Raw genomic sequence first — 13,292 nt, forward strand, 5'->3', positions numbered from 1 at the left:
AGCAATAAATCGTTTTGGGGTTGTGTTGCAAAAATTGGAGAAAAAGAAATGAGGGCGTGGTGTCCTCTCAAGCTTAGACCACTACGCCGAACAGCTTGGCGACCAGCGCGACCTGCCCTCTCACATCCCCTTTGTCCACCCCTTGTAGTTGTCCTTTTCGCATCATGTTCATCATCTCGTATCCCTGTAATGTTCGTCTGGCGGCCTCGAAGGAGAAGAAGCCCATTGCCGGCTTCGTCAAGCGTTTGATGAAGCGGTGATCTTGTTCCACCAAGTTATTGAGGTACTTCACTTGTCGCAATTCCCAGCTTTCGAGGACATGTTCTTCTGCTTTCAACTCGTTGAACGCTTTGGGGTAAGCGGCGTTTTTGTCGAGCGCCCCAGACACGTGGGCCACTGCAATGAGAGGCTACAAGCATTCTGAGCAAGAAGTGTTTCGCGGCTTGTGCATCTCTCGTCGGGCTCAAAAAGCAATCGAGCGTGTTTCCCTCGGAATCGACAGCTCGATAGAGATACATCCACTCTTTTTTCACCTTGATGGACGTCTCGTCAACCCGAAAGGCGGTTATTGGTGGCTTTGAGATAGAGTCGGCAGCGTTTCTCCAGTTCTGGGGCATAGTGCTGGACCCAGCGGTAAATGGTGGTGTGATCTACATGCAACCCTCGTTCCCGCATGATCTCTTCTAGATCTCTGTAGCTGAGCGCATAGCGCAGATACCAGCGGACACACAAGAGAATGAGGTCTGCCTGGAAATGACGCCATTTGAATGGATGCTGACTCTGGTTGCTCATAGGGGATCTCTTTTCCCCTACTATAGTAAATCAGCTTTTTCTTTGCAATACAACCGAGATCCCTGCTGTGTGCCTTGTTCTCAGTCCTGACGCATCCGCTCATACTGAGAGAAACTGGAGTTGCCTCGCTTCCCCACCTCCTTGGATGAGTCGCTTGAGGATCTGGAGCGCGACTCTGTGCTCATGGAGGCGCTTGGTCCAACGCTTTCTACGGCATATCTGGTGGTCAAACGCAGCGAGATCGAATACTTTAAGGATAAAACACCTCAGGAAATCGTCAAGCAGCATTTCTACAAATTCTAGGGCTGAGTCTCAGGAGCATCGAGAAAAAGCTCCTGATGATGAGAGCCAGGTCCCGCTTGGCTCTTTTTTATTTATAGCGTATAAGCAAAATCATCGTGCTTTTACGTAGGATAGGAGATGTTGATATCTATATGGCAGTGTGTAAGATCACAGCTGCCAAGACCTCTCCTTTTCTTCCTGCTCTTGCCTTCTTTTCCCACGAAACACATACTCTCCTGCCTTTTTTCTTTTCATTTGTCCCTTTTACCAACTACCGCAGGTTCTCTTTGAGATTTCCCCTCATCTATTTCACAAAAAATTTGCCGGATCCTCTGCCTTCCTTTCTTTGAGGCTCTTTTTTGTACCCTCTCTGAGGCACACCTGCCGATGCCCTCCACACGCGCTTTCCCCCATACCCTGTATGTTTCTCTCCCCCTCTCCTCCTCCCTTTTCACCATTCCTCCCCGCTGCTTTTTGCCTCTATTTCACACTTTCCCTGATGCATCTTTTGACAGCTTCTTTGAGGGCTTTCCCCTGCTTCCTTCCATTTTCTCCCCCCCCTCTTCTTCCCTCTATGCTGCTTTTCTCCTATTTTACCACTCACTTATCCCGTCAATTTCACCCTCATCTATTTTGTCGATTTACAGCAGTACAGTGCGGACAGTTCATGAACCACTCCTCATCAGATCGTTGTTCCCATCAGGATACCCCACAGGTCATCTTCATGCCAAGTCTTCTTCTGAGTTCTGACGCTTCCAACGAGAGAGCACACAGCGCCTCTCGCAGTCGATTCGTCATCTGTGCCCAGGGTTGAACCAGATCAGAAAGCCTTTCGGTAAAAATGTGGCGTATGCAGAGGGGATTGCGACAAGAGAAGCGACGCACCCTCAATTTGAGGATAATTTTTTGTCCAGCATGGGGAAGATCAGCAATGGTTCGTACATAACGGCTGTGCATGGACGCACTTGCTGTGTCACACACAGGACAACATAGACGTTCCACTGTGGCCCGAACCGAGACAATGATCTGACCGGCTTGTTGGCTGATCTGCTCAATCACCAATCCATCACTCAAAGGGAGCAAGAGGGACCCTTCCATCTGATACCTCATCCATGTGGTGAAAGGAGGAAATACGATGATTTCTTTCAGGATGAGTATATCAGCATTGTTCTCTTCAAGCAGACAAGCGGTATGTATCAAAGTTGATGGAGTTCCGGGATATGCATCAAATTTCGTTTATATGTTCTCCTCTTTTTGATAAGAGAATCTGAATTGGGAAGCGACAATTCTGGAATCAACGAAAGAAACGTTCTTACATGCCAAACGGGTTTTTCAAGATTCTTCCTCTCAGTGGAAGTATGAAGGGCAAGGCAGGAAAATGATGCTCAACCAGCATGCTTTCCTCTTTTCGTCAGGCTCCAATTGGCAACGGAGGCGGTATTTGCTCCAAGAGATCAACAAGAGGGTGCGAAGGCATCATTAGACCAAGTTGTTCACACAGAAAGATTGCACGATCAATCCGGGCCTGCGCACTGAGTTCGTGATTGCAGTTCTCGTACCAAGCGATCCATTTAGGTTCGCTCGCGAGATCGAAGTAGTTTTCTGCTTCTTGCACCGGCACAAAGTCATCGTGACGGGCAAATTGGAAGAAGAGGGATGCTGGAGCCGCTTGACCGATGTAATGGCAAGCATCGAAGGGAGCCTCTGTTGCTAACATGGACTCCCATGCTTCTGGTGGCGTGTTTGCACGTGCTTGCACGATCAACGGATGATTCGAGGTTCGCATGATCTCTGTCGCTCTTGCTACCCCTGCCATGAGCACATAGGCTTTGATGCGATCCTCAATCCCGGCAAGAACGCCGCCGAAGGATGCCCCAAAACTGTGACCGATATAGCCGATGTGCTCAGATGAAAGGGTGAAACGATCCTGTAAGATATCGACAGCTCGCCGCACATCCACAATCCACTGCAGATCAGCCTGTGGCAGTTCTTCTTCCGGTTCGTAGGAGACAGGCCGTCGAAAAGAAGCATCGAGGCAGAGCGAGACAAAGCCCAGGTGGGCAAGCACGACAGCCTCATCCACAAACTCCCCTCGATCTCCCTCACCCCAATGTCCAAAGATCAGACCTGCCAGGACTTCTGGCTCGGAAGGAACGATCAGACAGGCCGAGACTTTCCCGCTCAGAGGACTTTTAAAGGAGATATCTTGAATCCTCGCGCCATCTTTCATGTGTTCCGAAAGGACAGTGAGTTCAAACGATGCCTCTACGTTATAGGCAAACAGAGACACGTCAAGCATAGCAGGTTTCTCCCTCCTTCTTCGCTGTGTGCTTTGAAAAGCAAATGTAATCTTTGCAGGAAAAGCAACCGTCTTGATCAGCAAGAGAGGCCGTTTCCAAAACACGCTCTCCTATCTCTCGTGGGAGACCGATTCAGACCAGCCTTGCCCAGCATCTCTCGTCAAGAAGATCACGAAACGAGGTTATATTCATGTTTTATCATTCTTACCTCTTTTGCATGCACTTCTGCGAAGAGTGACGTTCGCCTCGACAGGAGGTGCGTGATTGATCAAGAATAGCTTGACTTTCCTCCATCTCTTGCTCCAGTTCTTCGATCTTGCCTGTCACGAACTGCACCGTCTCTTGTAAGATCGTCACGTCGAAGGCGAACTGTGCACCAGCGGCTCTGTAGAGTTCGGGCAGAGAGCGCGTTGCACCTAACGCGAGGGCCTGACGATACTGCTGGATTGTGCCTTGCGGATCGCGCAGATAGTTGCGCCAGATCTGGAGCGCTCCAATGAGAGCGAAGGCGTATTCGATATAGTAAAACGGCGCTTCAAAGAAATGGCCATACAGCCAGCCATTACTGTTTGCTCCCTCCCATTCGCTCCAATCAAGATCAGGCTCGAAGCGTCTGCCCAATTCCGCCCACTTGCGTCCCACTGCTTCCAGATCCTGCGCTTGTTCCGGATTCTCATACACCCAGTGTTGGAAGGCATCGCCACGGATAATCGCCGGCAGGGACAGAAGCGCCTCTTCCATCTGCTGAAGGCGTAAGCGCCGCGCCTCCTCCTTTGAGCAGAGCCCGCAAGAGGACAGATACAGACTTGCGATGAATTCCATGCTCGTGGAGGCGACCTCCGCGAACTCCATGGGCAACATACTGCGCTGATGAACATAGGGCAGCCCACGCGCCTCGAAGGTGTGGAAGGCATGGCCTACTTCGTGGAAAAGCAGCCACACGACCTGCTGGATCGTCATCACAGAACCGAAGATAAAGGGCAATTGCTTGACTTCCAGTGGCGCATTATATCCTCCCGGCGCTTTATTGGCCCGCGCCTCCAGATCGAAGCCCTGCTCTTTGATCATGGTCTCAACGTAGTCGCCCAGGGCTGGATCAATCTGACGGAACAGGTCGGCCAACGTTGACAGCAGTACAGCGATATCTTCAATAGCTCTCGGTGCTGAACTTGCTCGCGGATCTACAGCGCTACTCAAAGGGTCAGGAGCAATATCCCAGGGGCGTAGCCTCTCCACTCCCAACAGTTTGCGCCGTTTCTGGGCCAATTGGCTGGCGACTGGCACGACCACCTGCTGGACCGCCTTATAGAACGCTTTACAGTCATCGGGGGTGTAGTCAAAGCGATAGAGCTGTTGCCAGCGATACTCACGGTAGTTGTTGTAGCCTGCGTTCCGCGCCATCTGCTGGCGCACCTGCAAGCCTTTGACCCAGAGCTCAAAGAGGGCCTCACGATCCTCAAGCTTCCGTTCGTTGAAGGTACGCCAGGCTCGTTGGCGGAACTCTCGATCCGGGTCTTGCATGTGTGGGTAGAGCAAAACAATGGGAATCTCTTTGCCTTCCCATTGCACCGTTTGTGCCCCCTTGATGCTCACATATGCCTGGACGAGTTGCTTTTCTTCGTTCAGGAGAGAGACATTTTCTGCCCGGAAAAGCAAAGCATCCGTCTGCAGTTTGCTCAGAGGAAGTGCAAAGCCTTCCGCAGAGAGACCGCTGGTCAACAACTGCTGCTTGATCTGCTGATCACTCTGTTGCACTTGCGTAAAAATCTCATCCTGAAAACGCTGCTGGCGTTGTGAGAGCGTCTCATCGGCGGTATTGCGCGTGATGGCGATTTCCAGACGGGTCGTGGTTTCATCGACGAGCGCGCTCAATCGCGACCATTGCCGCAGCCAGGGCTCCAGGGTATCGGGGGCAAGCGTGGTCTCAGTCAGTTCGCGATACCACGGCTCAATCTCTGCCCAGTGTAAGGCTTCAAAGGCTTCGCTGCTTTGAGGAAGAGGATGATACATCAAGACATCCTCCCTTTCTTTTTCTCGAATTTGTCTACCACGATACGGTCGTGACCGTTTGTTGAATATCCGTCAGATCAGATGCGGTAAGCATGACCAGCGGGCGTCCAGATCTTCTTCCTTCGTCCTGGTGAAGATCTGCTCACAGTGTACAGGAAATGTCAGGGAAAACACATCGGGAGAATTCCGTGTCTCTCTTCCGTATCTGCGAAATGCTCAAGCGTGCGTCAGGGAGGGGTTGCTACGGAAAACCTCGTAGAGCAGGTCAGAACAGATGGTGCTCCAAAACATAGCGGGTAGCAGCGCTGCGGGAGGACACTCCAATCTTGTGATAAATCGAGGTCAGGTGAGTATCAACAGTACGGGGGCTGATGCAAAGGCGTTGGGCCACCTGTCCATTGGTCAATCCCTGTGTCACTAAGCATAGGACCTCCTCCTCACGGGTCGTCAGTCCGTGAGGAGAGGTCGAGGAAGTGGGTCGAACTTCAGACGAGTTCCCTTTTTTGAGGAGAGGAGAGGGAAGAGGCGCTTGTGTCGCAAGGGCTTGCTCTGGGGACTGCCGCCCCTGAGCCCATATGGTCGTAAAGGTCTGCTCGCCAAGCTGCGTACGCGCCACCACTACCAGACGTTGATACTCTGTCTGATACACGGGCGGCAAGGGAGTTCTTTTTGCCTCGCGGAGCATCTCTGCCGCACCCCAGAGCTGTGCCGCCTTTGCTGGTTCTCCTTGCAGGAGTGCGATAGAGGCCAATCCCTCCAGAAAGAAGGGGAGTTCCAGATTGTAAGCCACTCCATTTCCTGACGCGAGACTCTCCTCGTAGCAGGTACGTGCTCCCTGATACTCCCCTAAGCGTTGGGCCACCTGTCCTAAGACAAAGTAGGACCAGGCCGTGATCGGCTTCTTTCCTATCTCCCTGCTCAGCGCAAGACTCTGCTCCACCAGGGAACGTGCTTTGACCGCATCTCCCTGGTGGAGGGCAACTATTGCCGAGAGGGAGAGGCAAAGGGTGATGCCAACCTTGTCACCCAGCTCCCTACTGAGGGCGAGGCTCTGCTCCAGGCATGAGCAGAGTGTGGGAGCCTCGCCCACAGAGAGAAAAAGCGTTCGGGCCATTCCCAACAGCGACCCAGCAATTCCTCTGGTATTTCCTCGTTGTCTCTCTATCGTCAGGCTTTCCTCAAAAAGCGCCTGTGCCCTGACATACTCACCCTGAATACTCGCCAAATCGGCCAAGAAGGAAAGGGACCAGGCCATGTTCTCCTGGTCTCCTACTTCCTTGAAGCATGCCAGCGCTTCTGGAAGAAGCCGCTGCACCACAGAAAGCTCACCTCTCTGCCAGGACAGCTCGCTGAGCAGATATAGCGCCCATCCGATCCCTGCTGTATCTCCCTGTGCGCGGGACTGTGCCAGGCTCTGCTGGCACAGCGCCTCTCCTCGCACGCTCTCATCCTGGTACACCGCGAAGCTGGCTGCCTCCGCCAGCGCTTTCATGCGCACCTCGGTCTGGGCTTCTGAACTGATGGCCAGTGCTCGGCCCAGGAAGATCTGCCCCTCATTCCAGTATCCACGGATGTTCCAAAAACGAGAGAGCGCAACTCCAAAACGCAAGGCCATTTCCTTCTCGTCCCCCATCTCTTGCCTGCACTCCCCTCGCTCAAGCGACCAGGACAGGGCGGCTCGTAGATTGTCATGCTCCTGCTCAAGTCGTTCTAAACAGATGGCTTGCTGTGGACCGGCAAGCTCGGGATCAATCTCCTCGGCAAACCTGAGATAATAGGAGGCGTGAGCGCAGCGAGTCGCTTCCATATCGCCACTGGCTTTGAGGGCTTCCAGCCCATACTCACGGATCATCCCGAACATACTGAAGCGCAGTTCCCCATCTGCCAACTCCGTTTGATGGAGCAAGCTCTTATCCACGAGTGAAGCGACCCCTTCCAACACTGTTCCAGCATCGGTGTCGGGACGAAGAGCTACGCACAACGCTTCGACTGCTTCCAGCGTACAGCCATTGACGAAGATGGCAAGCCACTGGAAGAGCCGTTGCTCCTGGGGAGCTAAGAACTGATAGCTCCACGCAACGGTGTCTTGCAGTGTTCGCTGTCTCATGGGGGTATCTCGTCCCTCGTTCGTTAACAGCGGCACGCGCTGCTCCAGTCGTGCCAGTAAGGCGCGTGGAGAAAGAAGCTTGAGATGTGCTGCCGCCAGTTCAAGAGCCAGGGGGAACCCATCCAGGCAGACACAGATGTCGGCGATGGCTCTGGCATTGGCTTGCGTCAGTTGGAAAGCGGGTCTGACCGCCTGGACTCGCGAAAGAAAGAGTGCCACTGCCTCATACTGTGACAAGGTGACGAGATCAGGCAGGTGTGTGGAATCGGGCACAGAGAGCGGTGGGACCGCAAACTCCTGCTCCCCTTGCAGATGCAAGACGAACCGACTGGTCACCATCACCTTGAGGTTCGGACAGGCGACGAGCAGATCTGCCACCAGCGAGGCAGCAGGGAGCACCGGCTCGAAATTGTCTAAGAGCAGCAAGAGCCTCTTCTCGCGCAGAGAGGCGATCAGTTGGTCAAGCAGCGGCTGATCTCCAGTCTCCTTGAGGTCAAGCGTCTGGGCGATGGTGGGCACGACAAAGGCGATATCTCTGAGATGGGCAAGATTCACGAAAAAGACGCCATTCGTGAAATGATCACGCAGTGCGGTTGCAACGTGCAAGCCCAGACGAGTTTTGCCAATGCCACCAGGACCGGTGAGCGTGAGCAGACGTACCTCCTGCATCGTGAGGAGGCACTTGACCGTCTCCACTTCCCGCTCACGCCCAATGAAGCGAGAGACAGGTGCAGGGAAGGCCAGCTTGTAGCTGGAATGTTCGAGCGTCATAGAGTTCTCCATGTGTTCATTCAGACGGTTTCTAATTTCTGGCCGCTTCTCCTCAACAGAGAACACAAACTGTACTTGATATCTGAAGAGGATGCCCGCATCTCTGGCAAAAGAAGCTAGAAGGGCCAGAAACCGGTCAACTCTGAAAGAATCTGGGACAACCAGAAATTATCATCGTCCCCAGAAAAAATTGCTCGCAGAATGGCAACGATCCCGCCTACTATCACAGCGCCAATACCTGCCCATAGCAGCGGATTCGCTCCGGTCATAAAACCAAATCCAGCACCTAACAGAGCACCCACACCTGCTCCAAACAATTCACCACCTCCGCCACTTTTGCGCACAGAACCGACTACGTCTGGTGACGGGGAAGTAGCTCCCTGTGCATCATCAGCCCATAAGGGGGGATTCATCTGTTGTGCATTTTCGCTTGATGGTATATACGGTATGGCTAGTTCTTCATATGGTGAAGCAGCTAATCGGGTGACTTCCTCTTTATCTAAAGGGTCGGAGATGCTGGGAGAGGGGGTGTTGACTTCAGGAGAATCCTGTTTGAACCGCTTCAAAATTTCATCCATGAGTATCTGTTCCTTGCATAAACATCATAGTGTAGTGTTCTCTATTTCGCTCATACCATATCGCATTATACTACATCGTAGAGTACCTGATACTTTTCCTTCAGGAAAATACTGACAGGCCAATTTACAGATTTTGGAAACAGTATACCTAATGAGGAGCAGTTTTTTCCAGGAAACGCGTGTACCACAGTGCTCATATCGGAGGGCAAGTGCTTCCGTCGGAGGGCCAAACCTGCGAGACGACGTATGGTATTTACCAACATCCTCCGGCTTTATCTTATCATTTTTGCTGTGACGATCGGATGTGTCAGGGTTCTGTTGCAAAAAATTGAGGAGGACTTGGGGAGCATAAAGCTTGTCCGCTCGTTTTGTTTAGGAAGCCACCCCGAACAATTTGGCAATGAATATGACCTGGCTCCTAATGTCTCCTTTCTTCACATTGTGCATCTGCCCTTTTCTCACCATATTCATGATTTCATACCCTTGGAGCGTTCTGCTGGCTGTCTCGAAAGAAAAGAAACCCATTCCTGGCTTCGTCAAGCGCTTGATGAAACGATGATCCCGTTCAATCAAATTGTTCAGATACTTTGCCTGCCTCAATTCTACCTGTTGAGGCAAGATGCCAACGGTTTTGAGATCCGCAATAGCTTTGGGATAGGCCGCATGCTTATCCGCATTGATCACACGAGGAGTCTGTATTGTTGGGTCAAGACCTACTGGGGCAGTGGACTGAGTAGGTTTTCCCTCAATCAGACAGACAGGAGGAGTTGGAGAGGCAGAAACATACAGTGCTTTGTAGAAAAAGCTTTTGGCGGTCTCAGCATCGCGCCTCGGGCTCAGGAGAAACTCCAACGTGTTCCCTTGGGAATCGACGGCTCGATAGAGATACATCCACACCTTTTTCACCTTCACATAGGTTTCATCCACACGCCACGAGTCAGTCGTTTCTTTGAGATGTGGTCGGCAACGTTTCTCCAGTTCTGGTGCATACCGTTGCACCCAACGATAGATCGTGGTGTGATCCACATGCAACCCTCGTTCCAGCATAAGTTCTTCGAGGTCACGGTAGCTGAGTGCATAGCGCAGATACCATCTTACGCAGACAAGAATGATTTCGGCCTCGAAATGACGCCACTTAAACGGCTGCTGCTTTACCATGATGGATCCTCTTTTGTTCTTTTTCCTAACTCTACCAGATCAGCTTTCTTTTTTGCAACACAGCCGTCCATACTGCCAGTCTGCGACCACCAAAGAACAGACGAAGAAGACCACGCTGGGCTATCGAACGTTCCGTTGCCGAGAGTGCTATCACATCTTCAATGAACGCACCTGCACCCCGTTTAACTTTCTGGAATATCCTACTGATATCGTCCTGCTCGTGGTGCTCTGGCGGCTCCGATATAAGCTAAGTTTGCGAGATCTGGCCGAGATGTTTCTCGATCGAGGTTGGGTATTCACGCATGAGGCTGTTCGCGACTGGGAAACACGGTTTGCTCCACTCATCGCCGAACAGATGCGGGCCAAAAGGCGAGGGCAAGCAGGAAGATCTTGGTATGTGGATGAAACCTACATCAAGGTTCATGGGAAATGGTGCTATCTCTATCGTGCCATTGATTCGGAGGGGAACCTGGTGGATTCTCGTCTGAGTGAAAAACGCGATATGGAGGCAGCCAAGCAGTTTTTTAAACAGGCTCTCGCAGTAGTCGGTTATGCCCCAGAACGGGTGACGACTGATGGGCATGACTCCTATCCACGAGCCATCCATGAGACGCTTGGTACTGATGTTTTACATCGAACCAATACCTATCTCAACAATCGCCTGGAACAAGATCATCGTGGCATCAAACAACGCTATTACCCGATGCGGGGATTTGGAAACTTCCCATCGGCAGCCCGTTTTTGTCGAGCTTTTGATGAGCAGCGCCAATTCTTCCGGTTTCGTACGACGATGAAACAATCCGTCCCTCTTGCCCAACAACGTATGACGTTTTGCCAACGCCTGGACACCTTGAAGGCTCTCGTTCTGAGAGCTTGATCCTTCCTATAAAGAGAAGTGAGCGCCCTCACATTGGTGCTTTCTCCATTCTCAGTTCTGACACATCCATCTAGACAGCAAAGACGCGCACTGATATACTTTCTAGAAGAAAGAGAGAAGTCGAGGTTTCCCAATGCGTTTCCATTTGCTCACAGTAGAGAGTTCGCAGCACTTCGGCGATCAATTGCATGTTCTGCCACGCGTGCCAATCAGTGGCCTGATTGAGCGGAAACCAAACATGCTGATGCCAATGCCAGGTGAAGGACTTGAACTCTCTCTGCCCGATGGGCGTATCCTGCATGCTACCATAGCCAGCTTCGGCGTCGAGGGCTGGGCAAGCTTGGATCAGCTTTACGCCGCTGAAGGAGGTTCCGGCAAGGAAGTCTGGAAAGTCGAAGGGAACGATTTCTACACCACCAGCGACCCCTCGAACCCTGTATTGACCCTCACTATTGCTGGAGACCTGAGACCCGAAGATGTGCCACCGGGTACAGAGATCTGGTTGAGCGAGGCCAGATACCAGACCTCAGCCCCTGCCGATACCCACGACACTGCATTTGGTGACAGCTAGCGTGGGTATTGTCAACTTAAATTTTTCTCTTGATGAGTTTTCCCTACTGCTGTCTCTTTCATTGGATCAAAGGGCTCTTTCTGAGGAGGAAAATAGGGATGATGTTCCATTTTCACGCATTTCTTTTCCTATTATCTCTACCATTTTGATGAAGTTGACAATACCGCATAGAGATCTATGTGTTTTTCCTCACCAGTCTCTCCTCCTGGGAGCGTTCAGTCCAAGATCCCGTCATGGAATGTTCCCAGGGGAGAGACCTGTGTTGAGCAGTTGTTGGCCCCATGTGGGCGCATTGCAAGCGGACATCTGCTTGCCTGCCTTGTAACCTCGAAGCCTGTATGCCTCTGGTGGGGCTTCCATGCGCCACAAAAGCATATTTACCAGGGTCGCAGTCAACTCATCTTGCGTGTGGTTTGAAGGCGTCGAGCCGTCCCTTCGCCACTGTTCTTCCGCATTGGGTGGCTGGGCGACAAGAGCTAGGGATGTTCATGAAACGTCTCATCAAAAAGAGAGGGTTGCTGGGCTTGTTGCACCTGGTGTTGTTTCTTCGGTGACTGTCCAAGAAAATTCTGTGGACTCAGGACGGGTTTCCCAATTCGTTTTTCTATGACAAGACGAGCTTCCCCACCGGCTTCCCCCGCATCAACAGCATCACACCTGAGTTGGGAAAACCCGAGGCTCTCTCGGTCTCGATGCAGCGTGATGGCGGTGGCTTCGCTTAACGAGGTAAGAGCCAGTTCCAGTGGGGTCATGTGATCGCGCAGATTTGTTTTGGAGGGTAACAGCTTATATTTTTTATGGGCTTGAACAGAAATGGCGAAGGTTCCCTGATGGATTTCATTGGTGAGCACGGCAAACTCAACTCCCTCTTGCGCTCCACGTTCTTTCCACTCATCGGTGAGTTCATTGCGAAGCAGGTCGTTTTTGATTCTTTCTTCGATCCACGCCTCATCGTAGCCTTTGGCTCGATAGGTTTGCTTGACACGTTCGAGGGCAATCTCAGGATGCTCAATTTCCTCAAAACGTTCTTCGCCCACCTGAGCTAACCACAGACGTAACGGTTCGGCACGTGGACTCGGGATACTTTGCATCAAACGGAGAATCGTTTGACGATTTCCTGTATCTGTGAGGCGAAACCGTCCATCTTGAGCCTTGAGTTTGAGTTGTACAAGGTGATCAAGGGTCTGCTGTGCGCCTTCATCCTGTGCCAAGCGCTTCTTGGTATTGCGCCAATAAGCTCCTGGGTCTTTCGACTCAGTGAGAAAGCCGATGATGTCAACAATTGCATAATACCATTCATTACGGTGCCACAGACGACGAACGTCTGGATGAAAGGGGGAAAGCGATTGTGGGAGATGTTCATCAGTCATAGAAGATCTTCATCTTTCATCGCAACCTGTAACAAGTTGTTACGGGTTGATGGGAGTCTATTTGAGGACGATATTCAAGAGGAGGCTTGTTTGAAGTAGTTTGTGTCCTGGATGCCTCTCTTGAGCCACTTTTTTTCGGATGTCTTGATGTTTCATGGATCTCATTGAGGGAAGCGAGGAGTTCTTTGGCTGGAAGGTGATGGATTCCCTCAAGATGAAGTCACCTCTTGTTCTTCAAATAAATCTCCCAGTTTGCACTCTAATGCTTTTGCCAGTTTGGCTAACGCATCAAGATCGACCCGTTGCATGTGGTAATTCCAATAGCGATTGATCAATTGGGCCGTCACTCCGCTCTTCTCAGCTAATTGACGCTGATTCAATCCTTGCTGAGAAGCAAGCTCTTTCACGCGAAGTTTCACCATAAGCATGCCTCCTTCAAAAATCATGATAGCAGTATAACAGTATTGCGTACATTC

Annotated in this window: 11 protein-coding genes and 1 pseudogene; 3 read left to right on the forward strand and 9 right to left on the reverse strand. The window is 51.6% G+C overall.

Annotated elements, in window-relative coordinates; genetic code table 11:
• Positions 1 to 73: 73 nt before the first annotated feature.
• Positions 74 to 792 (reverse strand): annotated as a pseudogene (locus tag K3T83_RS51670) (IS6 family transposase).
• Positions 793 to 912: 120 nt separating this feature from the next.
• Between K3T83_RS51670 and K3T83_RS51675 the strand changes: the two are divergent.
• Positions 913 to 1,095 carry a glutamine synthetase gene (locus K3T83_RS51675; protein WP_236065287.1) on the forward strand — a complete coding sequence of 61 codons (183 nt, stop codon included), beginning with the start codon at positions 913 to 915 and terminating at the stop codon, positions 1,093 to 1,095.
• Positions 1,096 to 1,773: 678 nt separating this feature from the next.
• Here the strand turns inward: K3T83_RS51675 and K3T83_RS51680 are convergent.
• From K3T83_RS51680 to K3T83_RS51705, 6 genes are all read right to left on the reverse strand, one after another.
• On the reverse strand, positions 1,774 to 2,172 hold the full coding sequence (locus K3T83_RS51680) for a transposase family protein (RefSeq protein ID WP_220210886.1): 399 nt from the start codon (positions 2,170 to 2,172) through the stop codon (positions 1,774 to 1,776).
• Positions 2,173 to 2,485: 313 nt separating this feature from the next.
• Positions 2,486 to 3,373 (reverse strand): alpha/beta hydrolase, encoded by an 888-nt coding sequence (locus tag K3T83_RS51685; RefSeq protein ID WP_220210887.1) that lies wholly within the window; start codon positions 3,371 to 3,373, stop codon positions 2,486 to 2,488.
• Between the two features lie 205 nt (positions 3,374 to 3,578).
• Positions 3,579 to 5,384, reverse strand: coding sequence for a M3 family oligoendopeptidase (locus K3T83_RS51690; protein WP_220210888.1), 1,806 nt, complete (start codon positions 5,382 to 5,384; stop codon positions 3,579 to 3,581).
• A gap of 265 nt (positions 5,385 to 5,649) precedes the next feature.
• Positions 5,650 to 8,262, reverse strand: coding sequence for a tetratricopeptide repeat protein (locus tag K3T83_RS51695; RefSeq protein WP_220210889.1), 2,613 nt, complete (start codon positions 8,260 to 8,262; stop codon positions 5,650 to 5,652).
• Between the two features lie 116 nt (positions 8,263 to 8,378).
• Positions 8,379 to 8,840 (reverse strand): hypothetical protein, encoded by a 462-nt coding sequence (locus K3T83_RS51700; RefSeq protein ID WP_220210890.1) that lies wholly within the window; start codon positions 8,838 to 8,840, stop codon positions 8,379 to 8,381.
• A 372-nt stretch (positions 8,841 to 9,212) separates the two neighbouring features.
• Positions 9,213 to 9,998, reverse strand: coding sequence for an IS6 family transposase (locus tag K3T83_RS51705; RefSeq protein ID WP_220210891.1), 786 nt, complete (start codon positions 9,996 to 9,998; stop codon positions 9,213 to 9,215).
• A 52-nt stretch (positions 9,999 to 10,050) separates the two neighbouring features.
• Between K3T83_RS51705 and K3T83_RS51710 the strand changes: the two genes are divergently transcribed.
• Both K3T83_RS51710 and K3T83_RS51715 read left to right on the forward strand, forming a co-directional pair.
• Positions 10,051 to 10,875 (forward strand): IS6 family transposase, encoded by an 825-nt coding sequence (locus tag K3T83_RS51710; RefSeq protein WP_444544571.1) that lies wholly within the window; start codon positions 10,051 to 10,053, stop codon positions 10,873 to 10,875.
• Between the two features lie 133 nt (positions 10,876 to 11,008).
• Positions 11,009 to 11,446 carry a hypothetical protein gene (locus K3T83_RS51715; RefSeq protein ID WP_220210892.1) on the forward strand — a complete coding sequence of 146 codons (438 nt, stop codon included), beginning with the start codon at positions 11,009 to 11,011 and terminating at the stop codon, positions 11,444 to 11,446.
• Between the two features lie 476 nt (positions 11,447 to 11,922).
• On the opposite strand, the gene K3T83_RS51720 is transcribed toward K3T83_RS51715, so the two are convergent.
• Both K3T83_RS51720 and K3T83_RS51725 read right to left on the reverse strand, forming a co-directional pair.
• On the reverse strand, positions 11,923 to 12,816 hold the full coding sequence (locus K3T83_RS51720; protein ID WP_220210893.1) for a hypothetical protein: 894 nt from the start codon (positions 12,814 to 12,816) through the stop codon (positions 11,923 to 11,925).
• Positions 12,817 to 13,025: 209 nt separating this feature from the next.
• Positions 13,026 to 13,238 (reverse strand): helix-turn-helix domain-containing protein, encoded by a 213-nt coding sequence (locus K3T83_RS51725; RefSeq protein ID WP_220210894.1) that lies wholly within the window; start codon positions 13,236 to 13,238, stop codon positions 13,026 to 13,028.
• Positions 13,239 to 13,292: the final 54 nt, after the last annotated feature.

The sequence above is a fragment of the Reticulibacter mediterranei genome, from assembly GCF_016587455.1.

Coding starts and splice junctions, on each gene's coding strand:
- K3T83_RS51720 (WP_220210893.1), bottom strand. CDS start 12,816: ATGACTGATGAACATCTCCCACAATCGCTTTCCCCCTTTCATCCAGAC.
- K3T83_RS51700 (WP_220210890.1), bottom strand. CDS start 8,840: ATGGATGAAATTTTGAAGCGGTTCAAACAGGATTCTCCTGAAGTCAAC.
- K3T83_RS51685 (WP_220210887.1), bottom strand. CDS start 3,373: ATGCTTGACGTGTCTCTGTTTGCCTATAACGTAGAGGCATCGTTTGAA.
- K3T83_RS51705 (WP_220210891.1), bottom strand. CDS start 9,998: ATGGTAAAGCAGCAGCCGTTTAAGTGGCGTCATTTCGAGGCCGAAATC.
- K3T83_RS51715 (WP_220210892.1), top strand. CDS start 11,009: ATGCGTTTCCATTTGCTCACAGTAGAGAGTTCGCAGCACTTCGGCGAT.
- K3T83_RS51725 (WP_220210894.1), bottom strand. CDS start 13,238: ATGGTGAAACTTCGCGTGAAAGAGCTTGCTTCTCAGCAAGGATTGAAT.
- K3T83_RS51680 (WP_220210886.1), bottom strand. CDS start 2,172: ATGGAAGGGTCCCTCTTGCTCCCTTTGAGTGATGGATTGGTGATTGAG.
- K3T83_RS51690 (WP_220210888.1), bottom strand. CDS start 5,384: ATGTATCATCCTCTTCCTCAAAGCAGCGAAGCCTTTGAAGCCTTACAC.
- K3T83_RS51695 (WP_220210889.1), bottom strand. CDS start 8,262: ATGACGCTCGAACATTCCAGCTACAAGCTGGCCTTCCCTGCACCTGTC.